At 72.0% G+C, this 15,660-nt stretch carries 14 protein-coding genes, 1 tRNA gene and 1 pseudogene; 3 read left to right on the top strand and 13 right to left on the bottom strand.

From position 1 onward, the window contains the following. The 7 genes and pseudogenes from V6U90_RS26900 to V6U90_RS26870 all read right to left on the bottom strand — a co-directional run. A pseudogene (locus tag V6U90_RS26900) lies at positions 1–106 on the bottom strand (sulfate adenylyltransferase subunit CysD); the annotation flags it as partial. 83 nt (positions 107–189) lie between these two features. Next, entirely contained in the window at positions 190–1,005 is an 816-nt protein-coding gene (locus V6U90_RS26895) for an inositol monophosphatase family protein (protein ID WP_334442326.1), read from the bottom strand. Between the two features lie 73 nt (positions 1,006–1,078). Further along, positions 1,079–1,669, bottom strand: coding sequence for an aminoacyl-tRNA hydrolase (pth, locus tag V6U90_RS26890; protein ID WP_334442318.1), 591 nt, complete (start codon positions 1,667–1,669; stop codon positions 1,079–1,081). 153 nt (positions 1,670–1,822) lie between these two features. Next, the gene (locus tag V6U90_RS26885) at positions 1,823–2,518 is read right to left on the bottom strand and encodes a 50S ribosomal protein L25/general stress protein Ctc (protein WP_334442316.1); all 696 of its coding nucleotides are present in this window, start codon (positions 2,516–2,518) and stop codon (positions 1,823–1,825) included. Positions 2,519–2,830: 312 nt separating this feature from the next. Continuing rightward, positions 2,831–3,811 (bottom strand): ribose-phosphate diphosphokinase, encoded by a 981-nt coding sequence (locus V6U90_RS26880; protein ID WP_334442314.1) that lies wholly within the window; start codon positions 3,809–3,811, stop codon positions 2,831–2,833. A 53-nt stretch (positions 3,812–3,864) separates the two neighbouring features. Continuing rightward, positions 3,865–5,427, bottom strand: a complete 1,563-nt coding sequence (glmU, locus tag V6U90_RS26875) for a bifunctional UDP-N-acetylglucosamine diphosphorylase/glucosamine-1-phosphate N-acetyltransferase GlmU (protein ID WP_334442312.1) — start codon at positions 5,425–5,427, stop codon at positions 3,865–3,867. Positions 5,428–5,549: 122 nt separating this feature from the next. Beyond that, positions 5,550–5,621 (bottom strand) — tRNA-Gln (locus tag V6U90_RS26870). 462 nt (positions 5,622–6,083) lie between these two features. Between V6U90_RS26870 and V6U90_RS26865 the strand changes: the two genes are divergently transcribed. Together V6U90_RS26865 and V6U90_RS26860 are read left to right on the top strand one after the other, a co-directional pair. Then, positions 6,084–7,058 carry an acyl-CoA desaturase gene (locus V6U90_RS26865; protein WP_334442310.1) on the top strand — a complete coding sequence of 325 codons (975 nt, stop codon included), beginning with the start codon at positions 6,084–6,086 and terminating at the stop codon, positions 7,056–7,058. 208 nt (positions 7,059–7,266) lie between these two features. Then, positions 7,267–7,914, top strand: coding sequence for a TetR/AcrR family transcriptional regulator (locus tag V6U90_RS26860; protein ID WP_334442308.1), 648 nt, complete (start codon positions 7,267–7,269; stop codon positions 7,912–7,914). A 33-nt stretch (positions 7,915–7,947) separates the two neighbouring features. Here the strand turns inward: V6U90_RS26860 and V6U90_RS26855 are convergent, their stop codons facing one another. From V6U90_RS26855 to V6U90_RS26830, 6 genes are all read right to left on the bottom strand, one after another. Further along, complete coding sequence (locus V6U90_RS26855) at positions 7,948–8,424, bottom strand: DUF4383 domain-containing protein (RefSeq protein ID WP_334442305.1); 477 nt, start codon at positions 8,422–8,424, stop codon at positions 7,948–7,950. Positions 8,425–8,513: 89 nt separating this feature from the next. Further along, on the bottom strand, positions 8,514–8,969 hold the full coding sequence (locus tag V6U90_RS26850; protein ID WP_334442302.1) for a DUF4383 domain-containing protein: 456 nt from the start codon (positions 8,967–8,969) through the stop codon (positions 8,514–8,516). A gap of 155 nt (positions 8,970–9,124) precedes the next feature. Next, positions 9,125–10,933 (bottom strand): ABC-F family ATP-binding cassette domain-containing protein, encoded by a 1,809-nt coding sequence (locus tag V6U90_RS26845; protein ID WP_334442299.1) that lies wholly within the window; start codon positions 10,931–10,933, stop codon positions 9,125–9,127. Positions 10,934–11,109: 176 nt separating this feature from the next. Beyond that, a complete protein-coding gene (locus V6U90_RS26840) occupies positions 11,110–12,063 on the bottom strand; it encodes a 4-(cytidine 5'-diphospho)-2-C-methyl-D-erythritol kinase (protein ID WP_334442296.1) in 954 nt (317 codons plus the stop codon). Positions 12,064–12,164: 101 nt separating this feature from the next. Then, positions 12,165–13,037 carry a 16S rRNA (adenine(1518)-N(6)/adenine(1519)-N(6))-dimethyltransferase RsmA gene (gene rsmA / locus V6U90_RS26835; protein WP_334442293.1) on the bottom strand — a complete coding sequence of 291 codons (873 nt, stop codon included), beginning with the start codon at positions 13,035–13,037 and terminating at the stop codon, positions 12,165–12,167. 103 nt (positions 13,038–13,140) lie between these two features. Further along, the gene (locus tag V6U90_RS26830) at positions 13,141–14,061 is read right to left on the bottom strand and encodes a TatD family hydrolase (protein ID WP_334442290.1); all 921 of its coding nucleotides are present in this window, start codon (positions 14,059–14,061) and stop codon (positions 13,141–13,143) included. Between the two features lie 360 nt (positions 14,062–14,421). Between V6U90_RS26830 and V6U90_RS26825 the strand changes: the two genes are divergently transcribed. After that, a complete protein-coding gene (locus tag V6U90_RS26825) occupies positions 14,422–15,657 on the top strand; it encodes a hypothetical protein (RefSeq protein WP_334442324.1) in 1,236 nt (411 codons plus the stop codon). Positions 15,658–15,660: the final 3 nt, after the last annotated feature.

Genomic DNA, 15,660 nt, shown 5'->3' with positions numbered 1-15,660 from the left:
GCAGCACCGGCCGCTCCAACTCCGCCACCACCTCACGCATGATGAAGAGGCTCTCCGCCTCCAGCTCGTCGAGGTGGGAAACCCGGTAGTCGGCAGGAGCGGTCATGACACCGGCTCGCTTCGCTCGGATCCGCTCATGCGAATTCCAGACCTTTCCGGTCGGTGACGTCGAAGAAGAGTGCGGTCACTCTACCCGGAGTGTCTTTGCAGCGCCGCAAGCAACCGGGGAGCGAGATCCTTCCGGCAGACCAGCAGGTCGGGCAGCCGGGGATCCGCCTCGTTGTATTTCAGCGCAGAACCGTCGATCCGGGAAGCGTGCAGGCCGGTGGCCGTCGCCACAGCCACCGGGGCGGCCGAGTCCCACTCGTACTGGCCGCCGGCGTGCAGGTAGGCGTCGACCTCGCCGCTGATCACCGCCGCGATCTTGGCGCCGGCCGAACCCATCGGTACCAACTGTGCACCGACGTCGTCGGCGAGGTCGGTGAGGAAGACCGGCGGTCGGCTACGGCTCGCCGCCAGCCGGATCCGCCGGCCACCTCCGGTCGCCGCCTCCAACGTCATGGGCGGGTACGCCGGCGGGAAGTCGGTGCCCACCACCCGGTGCTGTGCCGGCAGGGCCACCGCACCGCCGACCAGCCCGTGCGGAGCCTTCGCCTGGCGCGACCAGAGCGCCACGTGCACCGCCCAGTCGCTCCGGCCCGACTCGGCGAACTCCCGGGTACCGTCCAGCGAATCGATGATCCAGACCCGGTCGGCGGTGAGCCGGTGCACGGTACGGCTGCTCACCTCGGCCGCCCAGGCCAGCCGGGAACCCTCGTCGGACTCGGAGAGGACCGCGTCCGCCGGACGCCACCGGGCCAGCTCGGTGCGGATCAGATCGTGGGCGAGCTTGTCCCCCGCCGCCCTGAGCGCCCCCGGATCGTCGAAGCCCAACTCGGCCCGCAGATCCAGCAGCAGCTGACCGGCCCGAGCGGCCAGCCAGCGCGCGAAAGCACCGTCGATCATGGGGGGAGTAGCCACGGCGATCACCTCTCCAGCTCCCGAGGCACCCTACCGGCCCTGGTCACCCGGGCCCGGCTCACGCGCCGTGGTACGCGTTCTGGGTCGGCTCCACCCCCCGGACGATCACCGACTCCACCACGTCGGCGGCCCGGTCCACCAGGAACTCCAGTTCCTTGCGCTCCACCTGGGAGAAATCCGACAGTACGTAGTCGGCCGGGTCCTGCCGGCCGGGTGGCCGGCCGATGCCGAACCGGACCCGCACGTAGTCCTTCGTGCCGAGCGACTTGGACATCGAGCGGAGCCCGTTGTGTCCGCCCTCGCCGCCACCGCACTTGATCCGGAACTGGCCGTACCCGATGTCCAGTTCGTCGTGGACGGCGATGACCTGCCCCGGCGGCACCTTGTAGAACTGCGCCAGCGCGACCACCGGCGCGCCGGAGAGGTTCATGTAGGTGAGCGGCTTGACCAGCACCAGCTTCGGCCCACCGAAGCCGAGCCGCCCCTCACCGACATCGGCGACCGCCCGCCGGTGCCGGCCCAGCTTCGTGCCGATCCGACCGGCCAGCAGGTCGACCACCATGAAGCCGACGTTGTGCCGGTTGCCGGCGTACTCCCGGCCCGGGTTGCCCAGACCGACCACCAGCCACGGCTGTGCCTCGTCCACCACGCCCGTCTCTCCCCTGTCACCGCCAGCGGTCGGCCGGTCGACCGGTCACCGCCGCTACGAATTTCCGACCGGTCGGATGTCGGACACCGACCGGACATACGACAACAGGCGCCCCCGACGAGTCGGGGGCGCCTGTCGCACGATCTGGTCCGATCAGGCCTCGGTACGGGCCTCGGCCGGAGCTTCCTCGCCCTCGGCGGTCGCCTCGGCGGCGGCTTCCTCGCCCGCGATGGCCTCCTCGGCAGCCTCTTCCTCGGCGGCGGGCTGCTCGATCTCGGGCAGGGTGGCCTCAAGCTGCTCGGCGGTCGGCGCGGCGGTGACCGAGGCCACCGACAGCTCCGGGTCGGCGACCAGCTCGACACCGGCCGGCAGCTCGACGTCGGCGGCGGTGACCTGGGTGCCGGCCTCCAGGCCCGCGATCGAGGCCTCCAGGTGGTCGGGGAGCTTGGTCGCGTCGGCGGTGACCGTCAGGGTGTCGTGGTCGTGCACGATCAGGGTGTCCTTGGCGGCCTCACCGGTCAGCTGCACCGGGACCTCGACGGTGACCTTCTCGCCCCGACGGACCAGCAGCAGGTCGACGTGCTCGAAGGTGTCCTTGATCGGGTCACGCTGGATCGCCTTCGGCAGCGCAAGCGCCTGCGTGCCGTCGCTGATCTCGATCGCGAAGAGCTGGTTGGCGCCACCGTGCCGGATCGCCGCAGCGAACTCCCGGGCGGGGAGCGCGATGTGCTTGGGCTTCTCGCCGTGGCCGTACAGCACGGCGGGCACCTTGCCGGCCCGGCGGGTACGACGGGCACCACCCTTGCCGAACTCGGTGCGGGGCTCGGCGCTGATCTTTACCTCGGACACGGGGAAACTCCTGAATGCGGTCGCTGCGGCGGAATGTCGTCTGGCGGTGCTGAGGCGAAGGGCTCTCTGGGGCTCATGTCCTGAACACCATCCGGAGCACCGCGTCGATGACGGCGCCTCCGTGCGGCGCTTCTCAACGACCCGCAGGGCACCCTCGCCATGGCAACCGCAGCAGTCTACCCGAGGCGGGAACCACTACTCACAGCAGACCCCGCCCCGGGCGGAAAAACGTACCGGCACCACTTCCGGTGCCGGTACGCGACGATCCGCTCCGGCCGAATCCGGCTCATCCGCCGGCCGGGCCGGACCGGCCTAGCTGAGCCCGCCGAACAGCGTCGTCACCGAGCCGTCGTCGAAGACCTCGCGGATCGCCCGGGCCAGCAGCGGGGCGATGGAGAGCACGGTGATCTTGTCCAGCCGCTTCTCGGGCGGCAGGGGCAGCGTGTTGGTCACCACGACCTCGCTGATCCGGCTGTTCTTCAACCGCTCGGTCGCCGGGTCGGAGAGGAGCGCGTGCGTCGAGGCGACCAGCACGTCGGCCGCACCCGAGTCGTGCAGGATCTCGGCCGCCTTGCAGATCGTGCCGCCGGTGTCGATCATGTCGTCGACGATCAGGCAGACCCGGCCCTCGACGTCACCGACCACCCGGTTGGCCACCACCTGGTTGGGCTTGAGCGGGTCGCGGGTCTTGTGGATGAACGCCAGCGGGCAGCCGCCGAGCCGGTCGGTCCAGCGCTCGGCGACGCGTACCCGGCCCGAGTCCGGGGCGACCACGGTGAGCGGGCGGCCGGCGTACTTCTTCTCCACGTACTCGGCGAGGATGTCCATCGCGAAGAGGTGGTCCACCGGGCCGTCGAAGAAACCCTGGATCTGCGCGGTGTGCAGGTCGACGGTGAGGATCCGGTTCGCGCCCGCCTGCTTGAGCAGGTCGGCGATGAGCCGCGCGGAGATGGGCTCGCGACCCCGGTGCTTCTTGTCCTGCCGGGAGTACGGGTAGAACGGCAGCACCACGGTGATCCGCTTCGCCGACCCGCGCTTCAGGGCGTCGATCATGATGAGGGTCTCCATGACCCACTTGTTCACCCCGTGCGTGACCGACTGCACCACGAAGGCATCGGAACCACGTACGGAGTCCTTGAAGCGGACGAAGATCTCGCCGTTGGCGAACTCGTACGCGTCGGCCGGCGTCGGCGCGACGCCGAGCACCTCACCGATCTCCTTGGCCAACTCCGGAAAGCCACGTCCGGAGAAGAGCATCAGGCTCTTGCGGTTTTCGGCGACGATGCTGCCCATGGGCTCGTCTGCTCCCGTTGATCGGTGGTACCCGGCGGTGGTGGGTCCAGGGACTAGTCGGTTGCAGTATCCCCCGTGGTCGGGGCCGGGCTGACCGCCTCGCCATCCCCGTGGATTGCCTCACCTTCCCTTGCGCCACCGGCCCGGTCGGACGCACTCTGCACCGCCCCGGCCGGCTCCGCCCCGTGCCCGGCTGCCTCGGCGCGCTGGGCCGCCTCGGCCGCCGCCGTACCGGCCCGCCGCTTGCGTACCCAGCCCTCGATGTTGCGCTGCCGGGCCCGGGCGACACCCATCGCGCCCGCCGGTACGTCGTCCACGATCACCGATCCGGCCGCCGTGTAGGCGCCGTCGCCGACCCGGACCGGCGCGACGAACATGTTGTCCGCGCCGGTCTTCGCGTGGCTGCCGATCACCGTGCGGTGCTTGGCCACGCCGTCGTAGTTGACGAACACGGTCGCCGCGCCGATGTTGCTCTGCTCGCCGATGGTGGCGTCCCCGACGTAGGTCAGGTGCGGCACCTTCGAACCGGCACCCACCTCCGAGTTCTTCACCTCGACGAAGGTGCCGATCTTCGCCTTCTCGCCGAGTCGGGCGGCCGGCCGCAGGTAGGCGTACGGGCCGACGCTCGCGCCGGGGCCGACCTCGGCCTGGACCGCGTGGCTGCGTACCACCGTGGCACCCGCGCCGACCACCGTGTCGACCAGCGTGACGTCCGGCCCCACCGTGGCCCCGGTACCCACCCGGGTTCCGCCGCGAAGCTGGGTGTTCTGGTCGATCACCGCGTCGCGGTCGACGGAGACGGTCACGTCGATCCAGGTGGTGTCCGGGTCGAGCAGGGTGACGCCGGTACGCATCAACGACTCGTTGACCCGGTCCCGCAGCAGCCGGCGCAGCGCGGCCAGCTCCACCCGGTCGTTGCAGCCCAGCGTCTCGGTGGCGTCGGCGGCGACGTGCACCGCGACCGGCTCACCGGCGCCGACGAGCAGGCCGAAGACGTCGGTGAGGTACTCCTCGCCCTGGTCGTTGTCGGTGGAGAGTTTGCCGAGGGTGTCCCGCAGCCGGGCCGCGTCGAAGGCGTAGATCCCGGCGTTGACCTCCCGGACGGCCCGCTCCGCTGGGGAGGCGTCGCGCTCCTCGACGATCCGCTCCAGCCGGCCCGAACCGTCCCGGACGATCCGGCCGAGCCCGGTCGGGTCGGGCACCTCGGCGGCCAGCACGGTGGCCGCCGCGCCGGCGCCCTCGTGTGCCTCGACCAGGGCGTTGACCGTGTCCGGCCGGAGCAGCGGCACGTCACCGTTGATCACGACGACGGTGCCGGCGGACTCGGGGACGGCCTCCAGTGCGATCCGGACCGCGTGACCGGTGCCGCGCTGCTCGGCCTGAAGGACGCCGGTGGCGTCCGGGGCGATCTCGGCGAGGTGCGCGCGGACCTGGTCCGCGCCGTGCCCGACCACCACCACGGTGCGCTCCGCGCCGAGTGGTGCCGCCGCGGCCAGCACGTGGCCGACCAGGGTCCGGCCGAGCAGTGGGTGCAGCACCTTGGGCAGCGCCGACTTCATCCGCTTGCCCTCCCCGGCGGCGAGCACGACGACGGTACGGAGGCGGGGCTGGGACACGACGAAGCTCCCGTCGGAGGTCGGACAGTCTGCGGCCCCATGCTAACCACGCATCGGTGGCAATCCGTGCGGGCCTACACAATTGCCGGCGGCACCCGGTGGCGCGGTGCGGACGGCGGGAGCTGGGGTGCCTGGATTCGAACCAGGAGCTCAAGGCTCCAAAGGCCTGCGGGTTGCCGTTACCCCACACCCCATCGCGCGTCAGCCTAGCGTCCGGCCCGTTCCGTGCCACATCGGCGCCGGTCGCCGGATCAACCCGGTGATCATACCCGCGATCGGCCGGCCCGGCTCACCACGGCCTGCCGCGCCGATCTAGCGACCCGTACCCCTCGATCCACTCCGTTTTCAGGAAACCGGGCCATCGGGCCGGGGCTGACACCCCGACTTTCAGGGAAACGAGCGGATCAACAGGGCGGTAGAGGCCAGCACAAACGGTGCAGCTCGACAGGCTGCGAGTCGGAGGCCCGCTGCGGCTGTCGACCAACGGGCGATACCCAAACCGGCCAGGAGTGCACATCAGGGCACGAAAGCGGCGACGTTTTTATCGATCTCGTGGCGGGATATCGAGAAGTCGGCCGTAGCTAAACTACGGGAGCGTAGGTTACGGTGACGTAGGCGTAAGTTACTGATCTTTGCCGTCCCCTCTGCGAGGTGCCATGTCCACCGCTCTCCTTGAGCCCGCCACCCCGACCGGCAACGGTGCCGGCCCGAAGCCGCTCACCGAGGGACACCAGTCCACGGGCATCCTGATCGCCCTCTGGTCCTTCGTGACCATCCCGTTCCTCGCCCTCCTCGCCGCTGTCCCGGTGGCCTGGGGTGGCTGGCTGGGCTGGACCGACGTGGCCATCGGCCTCGTCTGGTACGTGGTCTCCGGGCTCGGTATCACCGTCGGGTACCACCGCTACTTCACCCACGGTTCGTTCAAGGCCAAGCGGTGGCTGCGGGTGGCACTGGCGGTCTCCGGATCACTGGCGGTACAGGGCAACATCACCCAGTGGGTCGCCGACCACCGGCGGCACCATGCCTTCTCCGACCTGGAAGGCGACCCACACTCGCCCTGGCGGTTCGGGGCCAGCGTCTGGGGGCTCACCCGGGGCATGTTCCACGCCCACATGGGCTGGCTCTTCGGCCGGGAACTCTCCAACCGCGCCCGGTTCGCCCCGGACCTGCTCGCCGACCGGGACATCAACCGGGTGGACCGGCTCTTCCCCGTCCTGGTGGTGACCTCGGTCCTCGGTCCGGCCCTCATGGGCGGCCTGCTCACCTGGTCCTGGCAGGGCGCGCTGACCGCGCTGTTCTGGGCCGGACTGGTCCGGATCGGCCTGCTGCACCACGTCACCTGGTCGATCAACTCGGTCTGCCACGTCTACGGCGAGCGCCCCTTCGAGCTGCGCCCGGGCGACAAGGCGTCGAACTTCTGGCCGCTGGCCGTCCTCTCGTTCGGGGAGAGCTGGCACAACCTGCACCACGCCGACCCGACCAGCGCCCGCCACGGGGTACTCCGCGGCCAGGTGGACATCTCCGCCCGGGTGATCTGGCTCTTCGAGAAGGTGGGGGCCGCGTGGGACATCCGCTGGCCGAAGCCGGAGCGCATCGCGGCGAAGATGGCCAAAACCCCCGCCACGCGGTAATCGGGTCGGTGCACCGGACGGTCACCTGGCAGGATGGCCGGGTGACCGAGCGGGCGCGGCAACGAGGGACGGCAGGCAAGGCGCTCCGCCCGCAGGATCCCCGACCCACGAGACACATCCGGTCCGGTCCGGCGGCGTGCCGCCGGACCGGACGGGTCAGTCCCCCATCCCCCGGCAGGGCGTCGCCGCGCGCCAGCGAGGTGACGAGATGACAGAGATCAAGCCACCGGCCAAGCCGAGCTCCCGGGTCCGCATGTCGGCCGCGCAGCGACGCGAGCAGCTGATCTCCATCGGCCGGCAGATCTTCGCCGAACGTGGGTTCGACGCCACCTCGATCGAGGAGGTCGCCGCCCGGGCCAAGGTGTCCAAGCCGGTGGTCTACGAGCACTTCGGTGGCAAGGAGGGGCTCTACGCGGTCGTGGTCGACCGGGAGGTCCGCGCCCTGCTCGACCGGATCACCACGGCCCTGACCGCCGGCCATCCCCGCGAGCTGCTGGAGCAGGCGGCACTGGCGCTGCTCGGCTACATCGAGGAGGAGACCAGCGGGTTCCGGGTGCTGGTCCGGGAGTCCCCGCTGATGTCCGCCACCGGCAACTTCAGCAGCGTGATGAACGACGTCGCCCACCAGGTCGAGCACATCCTCGGCGCCGAGTTCAAGAGCCGGGGGTACGACCCCAAGCTCGCCGAGCTGTACGCCCAGGCCCTGGTGGGCATGGTGGCGCTGACCGGGCGCTGGTGGCTGGAGGTGCGCAAGCCCCGCAAGGAGACGGTCGCCGCGCACCTGGTCAACCTGGCCTGGAACGGGTTGTCCCACCTGGAGGCGAAGCCGACCCTGCTCACCCGGCGCGGGCGCTGACCCGACCGGTCGGTGGTGCCGGCTCCGGTCGGCTCAGCGGGTGCCGGGCTCCGGCACGGGCCGACGCCGGTACGCCTCCTCGGCCTCGGCATGTTCGTCCGGGCCGACCTTGTCGTAGAGCCCGGTGGCGAGCAGCAGCATCCCGAAGACCAGCGACACGATGACCGTGGACATCGAGAAGTTGAGGAAGTTCGCGTCGGTCTGCAGGACCATCATCATCGCCAGACCGGTGACCATGAAGACCACCCCGGCGGTCAGGTTCATGTAGTGGCCGAGATTGCTCCGCCGGGACGCGCCGATCAGCAGCACGATCCCGAAGACCACGGAGACCAGCGAGAAGGCCAGGTTGGTCCGCAGACCGAGGGCCCAGTGGCCACCCCGGTCGAAGAGGGGTTCACCCCAGGTCTGCACCACGCCCACCACCCCGAAGACCAGGATGTAGAGCCCGACCAGGGCGGCGAAGGCCCGGTAGAGCGGGCGCGCCGGGTGGTTGACCGGGAAGTGTGCCATGACCTCTCCTCCGTGCCGGGTGACTGATTACTGCGAATTGTCACCCGACACGGCGGAGGAAACCGGCGTTTGCCCAGTTGACGCGCGGGTCAGAGGAGGAGCCGGGCCTCGCGCCAGGCCTTCTGCTCCTCCTCGCTGCCGACCTTGCCGTACATGGCGACCATCAGCAGCACCATGCCGATCACCATGGCGACGATGACCGTGGCGATGCTGAAGTTGAGCACGTTGGCGTCGGTCTGGATGAAGGCCAGCGCGACCAGGCTGAGCACCATGTAGCCGTACGCGAGGATCTGGTTGATCTTGACGTCGATGTTCCGGCCGAGCACCGTACCGAGCACGATCAGCGCCCCGGTAACCAGCGCAAGCAGCGAATAAGCCAGATTCGTGCCCTGGCCGAGGACGAGCGTGTCATCCTGGGCGAAGAAGTTGTCACCGGCGGTCCCGATCACGCCGAGGGCACCGAAGACCACCAGGTAGCCACCGGTAAGCCCGCCGATCGCCCGGTAGATCGGCCGCGCGGGGTGGTTGACGGGGTTATGGGCCATGTCTGAGTCTCCAACACCGTTGGTTGAGGGGTCGGGCACGATTCTCCCGCATGTGGCGCTGTGACGCCGCACACGCCCACCCCGACCGGCCACGACGCCGCCCGGGCGGATCGGGGAATCTGGCCCACCCGCCCGGCGCCCGCCGGGAACCCGGTTCAGCTACTCGGTACCTGCTCGGCCAGGGCCAGCCAGGCCTCCTCGGTCCGTTCCCGCTCGGCGCGCAGCTCGCGGAGCTGGCCGTCCAACTCGGCGACCTTCGCGTAGTCGGTCGCGTGCTGGGCGAGCTGGTCGTGCAGCGCCGCCTCGCGCTGCTCCAGCTTGCTGATCTGGCGTTCCAGCCGGCTGAGTTCCTTGCGGGCGGTACGCGCCTCGGCTGCCGACATGCCGGCCTCGACCGGCCGCTCCACCGCCGGGCGTCCGGTCAACGGGGCGGCCTGGGTACGGGGACCGGCACTCCCGGCCCGGGCAAGGTACTCGTCGACCCCGCCCGGCAGGTGCACCAGGCGCGCGTCGCCGAACATCCCGTACGCCACGTCGGTGACCCGCTCGATCAGGTACCGGTCGTGGCTGGCCACGATGACCGTACCCGGCCAGGAGTCGAGCAGGTCCTCCAGCGCGGCCAGGGTGTCGGTGTCCAGGTCGTTGGTGGGCTCGTCGAAGAGGAGCACGTTCGGCTCGGTGGCGAGCAGGCGGAGCATCTGCAGCCGGCGCCGCTCCCCGCCGGAGAGGTCGCTGACCGGGGTCCAGAGCCGCCGGTCGTCGAAGCCGAAGACCTCGGCGAGCTGCGAGGCGGCCAGTTCCCGGTCACCGAGCTGGACCCGCCGGGCGACCTCCTCCACCGCCTCCAGCACCCGCAGGTGCCCGGGCAACTCGGCCAGTTCCTGGGAGAGGAAGGCCGGCCGGACGGTGGACCCGGTGACGAACCGTCCGGCGTCCGGCCGGGCCACCCCGGCGAGCATGCGCAGCAGGGTGGTCTTGCCGGCCCCGTTGGCGCCGAGGATGGCGATCCGGTCGCCGGGGCCGACCTGCCAGGTGAGGTCGTCCAGGATCAGCTTCGGGCCGGCGTGCAGGGTGACGTGTTCCAGGTCGTACACCTGCTTGCCGAGCCGGGCGGTGGCCAGCTTCTGCAACGACATGGTGTCGCGCGGCGGTGGCACGTCGGCGATCAGGGCGTTGGCCGCATCGATCCGGAACCGGGGCTTGGAGGTCCGGGCCGGTGGGCCCCGGCGCAGCCAGGCGATCTCCTTGCGGAGCAGGTTCTGCCGGCGGGCCTCGGTGGCGGCGGCCACCCGTTCCCGTTCCACGCGGGCCAGCGTCCAGGCGGCGAAGCCGCCCTCGTAGGCGCGGACCGTCTGGTCGGCGACCTCCCAGGTACTGGTGCAGACCGCGTCCAGGAACCAGCGGTCGTGGGTGACCACGACCAGGGCCCCCTTGCGGCCGATCAGGTGCCGGGCGAGCCAGTCGACACCACCCACGTCCAGGTGGTTGGTGGGCTCGTCGAGGATCAGCAGGTCGGCTTCGCGGACCAGCAGTGCGGCGAGCGCCACCCGCCGTCGCTCCCCGCCGGACATCGGCCCGACCGGCTGGTCGAGGCCGAGGTAGGGCATGCCGAGCCCGTCGAGGATGGCCCGCACCCCGGCGTCGCCGGCCCACTCGTGCTCGGCGCCCATGCTCTGGGCCAGCCAGGCGGTGCCGAGCACCACGTCCCGGACGGTGGCTTCGGCGGCGAGGGTGAGGGTCTGCGGCAGCCAGGCGACCCGCAGGTCCCGGCGGTGGGTGACCCGGCCGGCGTCCGGTTCCTCGGTCCGGGTGAGCAGCCGGAGCAGGGTGGACTTGCCGGCGCCGTTGAGCCCGACCACGCCGATCCGGTCGGCGTCGTCGAGGCCGAGGGAGACGTCGGTGAGCAGCGGCCCGGCAGCGCCGTACCCCTTGGACACCCGGTCCAGGTTGACGATGTTGGCCACGACCTCACCTCCCATGATCAAGGCGTCCCGCTCGTGCCGGCCGGCACACGGGACGCCTGCGTTCTAGCCTACGCGGACCGCCGGCCCACCCGCCGACGCGGCTGCGGCCCCCGGTCGCGGCTGCGGCCCCCGGGCGCACCGACGGTCGCGCCCGGTGTACCCGTGGACCGCTGCGGTCAGCCCACCCGGGCGCCGGGTACCGGCCCGTGCGCGGTGCGGACCGCCCGGCACACCCCGGCGGCGGTCAACCCGGCGGCGACCCGCTCGGCGTGCCGGCCGTCGGTGGCGAGGAAGACGCAGGTGGGGCCGGATCCGGAGACGATCCCGGCCAGCGCGCCGGCCTGCGTACCGGCCGCCAGGGTGGCGGCGAGCGACGGTCGGATCGACAGCGCGGCAGCCTGAAGATCGTTGCCCAGCGCGCCGGCGAGCACCCCCGGGTCGTGCTGGCGCAGCGCGGCCAGCAGATCGTCGGTGCTGCCCAGCGGCGCCGGGGCGGAACCGGCGTCGCGTAGCCGGTCCAGCTCGGCGTAGGCGGCCGGGGTGGAGATCCCGCCGTCGGCGACCGCCACCACCCAGTACCAGGAGACGGGACGGGCCAGCACCGGGCTGACCGCCTCCCCGCGGCTGGTGCCGAGCGCGGTGCCGCCGTGGATCAGGAACGGCACGTCCGAGCCGAGGCCGGCGGCGATCCCGGCCAACTCGTCCCGGGAGAGCCCGGTGCCCCAGAGGGTGTCGCAGGCGACCAGGGTGGCGGCGGCGTCCGCGCTGCCGCCGGCCAGCCCGCCGGCGAGCGGGATCTGCTTGCGCAGGTGCAGCCGGGCGTGGGCCGGCACGCCGGTGTACGCGGCGAGCGCCCGGGCCGCCCGGATCACCAGGTTGGACTCGTCCAGCGCCAGCTCACCCGCGCCCTCCCCCTCCATGGTGAGGGTGAGGGTGTCGCCCCGGCGGGCGGTCAGCTCGTCGTGGATCGAGATCGCGTGGTAGACGGTGTTCAGCTCGTGGTACCCGTCCGGCCGGAGCGGACCGACCCCGAGATGAAGGTTGATCTTGGCGGGTGCCCGGACCCGGACCGGTCCGGTGCTCCCCCGCCGCTGGCCGTCCTCGTCGTCCGGTCGCCACGCCTCGGTCACCGGGCGGTACCCCGGACCCGGGACCGGACATCGGACGACTGTTCCACGCTCAACTCCTCGGCGCTCAATCCGCAGCACCCTCCTACCGACACGGCGTCAGCCTAACCGGCGGCCCGGGTACCGACCGGAGCCGACGCGGCGATGGCGGCGAACTGCTCGACGGTGAGCGCCTCGCCCCGGGCGCCCGGGTCCACCCCGGCGGCGGTCAGCGCGGCTGCTGCCGCGTCCGCCCCGCCGGCCCAGCCGGCCAGCGCGGCACGCAGGGTCTTGCGGCGCTGGGCGAACGCCGCGTCCACCACGGCGAAGACCCTCCGCCGGGGTACGTCGTCCCGGGGCGGTTCCCGGCGGGTGAAGGCGACCAGCCCGGAGTCGACGTTCGGCACCGGCCAGAACACGTTCGGCGGTACCTTCCCGGCCGGCCGGGCGTGGGCGTGCCAGGCGAGCTTCACCGACGGAATGCCGTAGACCTTGGAACCCGGCCCGGCGGTCAACCGGTCGGCGACCTCCTTCTGCACCATCACCAGACCGCTCCGCAGGCTCGGCAGCTCGGCGAGCAGGTACAGCACCACCGGCACGGCGACGTTGTAGGGCAGGTTCGCCACCAGCGCGGTGGGCGCCGGGTCGGCCAGGTCGGCCGCGGTGACCCGCAGCGCGTCCGCCCGGTGCACGGTGAGCCGGTCGGTGGCACCGGGGCCGGCGTACCGGGCGGCGGTCTCCGGCAGGGCGCCGGCCAGCACCGGGTCGATCTCCACCGCGTGCACGTGCGCCGCCGCCGGGAGCAGCCCGAGGGTGAGCGAGCCGAGCCCCGGCCCGACCTCCAGCGCCACGTCGTCCGGGGCGAGCCCGGCGGCGGCGACGATGCGCCGCACCGTGTTGGGGTCGTGGACGAAGTTCTGGCCGAGCTTCTTGGTCGGTGACACGCCCAGCCGGGCGGCCAACTCCCGGATCTCCGCCGGGCCGAGGAGACCGGTCATGCCGTGCAGCCTATGGCATGTAAGGAAGGGCCCCTTCTTAACGCTTTCGGTAGAGGAAGGGCCCCTTGTTAACACCTCAGTGCCAGCTCAGCTCCACGCCAGCTCAGCTCCACGGGCCGAAGACCCGCTCCCCGGTGGCCGAGACGGCGGCGCAGAGCTCGTCCAGGTCGACGCCGGTGGTCTCCGCCAGCGACCGCATGGTCAACGGGATCAGGTAGGAGGCGTTCGGCCGCCCCCGGTGCGGCGTCGGCGTGAGGTACGGCGCGTCCGTCTCCACCAGCATCTGGTCGGCCGGGGTGAGCCTCGCCGCCTCGCGTAGCGCCTGAGCGCTGGCGAAGGTCACCGTGCCGGCGAAGCTCAGCACGTACCCGCGCCGGACGCACTCGGCGGCGAAGTCGGCGTCGCCGGAGAAGCAGTGCAGCACCACGGTGTCCGGCGCGCCCTCCGAGTCGAGTACCCGCAGCACGTCGGCGTGCGCGTCCCGGTCGTGGATGACCAGCGCCTTGCCGTACCGCTTGGCGATGGCGATGTGTGCCCGGAAGCTCTCCTCCTGGGCGGCCCGCCCCTCGTCGCCGGTCCGGAAGTGGTCCAGGCCGGTCTCGCCGATCCCGCGTACCCGGTCGAGGGTGGCGAGCGCCTCGATCTGGCGCAGCGCCTCGTCCAGGTCGGGCAGCCGGGGCGCCTCGTTCGGGTGCAGCGCCACGGTTGCCAGCACCGCCGGGTACCGGTCGGCCACCTCGGCCCCCCACCGCGAGGAGGCCACGTCCACGCCCACCTGGATTAGCCGGTCCACCCCGACCGAGGCGGCGAGGTCGATGACCGCCCCGACCGGGTCGTCGACCGGCTGCCCGGTGGACGGCCCGGCGCCGCCGGGCGTACCCGCCTCGGCGACGGTGATGTCCAGGTGGGTGTGGCTGTCGGGCACCGGGCTCGGCAACGGCTCGGGTGCCGGCGGGAACTCACCCGCTCGCCGGGCGGCGCGCTGGCGGCGGGACTCGGTCGGCTCACTCATCGCCGCCAGCATCACACATCCGTTCCGGCCCGGCGCCGCCTCCCGGACCTGCGCCCGCCACCCGTCACCTCAGGACCAGACCTACCCGTCGCCCGTCGCCCCGTCGTCTCAAGATCCTCTCAAGATCTGCTCAAGATCTGCTCAAGATCTACGGCGGCCCCCTTCCGGCCACGGATGGTGCTGGCATCATCACCAGACCGGTCCTGGGGAGAACCGGCAGTACGGAGACGGGGGACGACGGCACCAGCCGCCGGCTCCGGAGAGCGTGCCTCGGGGAGGGTGGGACCGGCCGGGACGCCGGCCGGTCCCGGCACGCCACCCGCTGTTCACCCAGACGGCATCCGGCAAAGCTAGGTTGCGCCGGTGAGCGTCATGCCTGCCACCAGCGGCTCCCCGGAGGCACCCGCCGGGTTGCACGTGACGTACGACGGCGCGGTCCACCCCGCGCGCGAGATCGCCCGAGGGGCGGCGTACGAACTCTTCAGTGCCCGTGAGCTGGCCGGGTTCGAATGGACCTCCCGCACGGACGCGCCGCTGCCGTGGCACCGGGTCGTCCACGTCACCGAGGTCGACGCGGTACACGGCGTACCCGATGCGGGTGAGGAACCGGAAGCGCCGCTGCTGGCTCCGGTGCACCGCAACCGGGGCTGGGCCGACCTGCACCGGCTCAGTCAGCAGCCGGCGGCGGCCGACGACCCGGTAGTGGCCGCGCTGCGCGCCTCGGCACGGATCCGCCGGGGTACCCGGATGATCAAGGTGCTCTCCGCCCGCCAGCTCGCCGACTGCCTGCGCGGGCAACTGCCGTACGGCTTCTGCCACCGCGAGCACGACGTCGCCCACCTGCGTACCCCGTCCAGCCTGGCCGTGCTGCGGACCGACGACCGGGTCGGAGACGACACCGACGTGGCGTACGTGCTGCGCTGGCGGGCAATTGACGGATGCGACTACGCCAGCCCGGTCGGTTCGTCCTACCGGGGGCTGACCGTCATGCCGCCCGGCGACCGGATCGGCGCGGCGGTGCTGGGTACCGGTTTCCTGCCCAGCGGCGCGCAACTGGTCCCGGAGTTCGTCACCCGGGACTTCGCCGACCTGCCCCTGCCGGCGCACGCCACCCTGGTCGCCTATCCGGGCGACGGGGTGGAGGTGGTGCTCTACACCTACCAGGCGGAACAGCGCGGCTGGCTGCGGATGGCCGGGCCCCGGTGGCGCCATCTGCTGGCCGGCGTGCCGAGGCTCTCCCCCGATCAGGACTATTTGCCGGTCGGTGAAACGCCCCGGTCGACCGTGCTGGTCGGCGCGCTCCCCGACGGCGGACACGAGGCGGTGGCCGATCCCCCCGGCGGGTTCCGGGTGCTCGCGGCCGCCCGGGCGGCCCGCCATTCGGTGACCCGGGTCAGCCGCCGGGTCCGGTACGCGACCTGGCGCGGCGTGCCGGGCGTCGTGCTCCGCGAGGAGACCGGCTGGCTGCGGTTGCGGCTGTGCCGGCCGGACGTGGCGGCGGTCGGGACGGTCGGCGCCCGGTGTGTCGAACGCGGCATCTACGAGACCTGGGCGCCGGTCGGCGACGTGACCGACGACCGGACGGTCGACCTGCCGTACCCGGCCTGAGGC

Origin of the sequence: Micromonospora sp. CPCC 206060 (assembly GCF_036906895.1) — a bacterium.
Lineage (GTDB): Bacteria > Actinomycetota > Actinomycetes > Mycobacteriales > Micromonosporaceae > Micromonospora.
Note: the sequence above shows the minus strand (reverse complement) of the source record. Positions and strands in the feature narration are given on the sequence as shown.

Coding starts and splice junctions, on each gene's coding strand:
- V6U90_RS26895 (WP_334442326.1), bottom strand. CDS start 1,005: ATGATCGACGGTGCTTTCGCGCGCTGGCTGGCCGCTCGGGCCGGTCAG.
- V6U90_RS26880 (WP_334442314.1), bottom strand. CDS start 3,811: ATGGGCAGCATCGTCGCCGAAAACCGCAAGAGCCTGATGCTCTTCTCC.
- V6U90_RS26865 (WP_334442310.1), top strand. CDS start 6,084: ATGTCCACCGCTCTCCTTGAGCCCGCCACCCCGACCGGCAACGGTGCC.
- V6U90_RS26860 (WP_334442308.1), top strand. CDS start 7,267: ATGACAGAGATCAAGCCACCGGCCAAGCCGAGCTCCCGGGTCCGCATG.
- V6U90_RS26855 (WP_334442305.1), bottom strand. CDS start 8,424: ATGGCACACTTCCCGGTCAACCACCCGGCGCGCCCGCTCTACCGGGCC.
- V6U90_RS26850 (WP_334442302.1), bottom strand. CDS start 8,969: ATGGCCCATAACCCCGTCAACCACCCCGCGCGGCCGATCTACCGGGCG.
- rsmA (WP_334442293.1), bottom strand. CDS start 13,037: ATGACCGGTCTCCTCGGCCCGGCGGAGATCCGGGAGTTGGCCGCCCGG.
- V6U90_RS26830 (WP_334442290.1), bottom strand. CDS start 14,061: ATGCTGGCGGCGATGAGTGAGCCGACCGAGTCCCGCCGCCAGCGCGCC.
- V6U90_RS26825 (WP_334442324.1), top strand. CDS start 14,422: ATGCCTGCCACCAGCGGCTCCCCGGAGGCACCCGCCGGGTTGCACGTG.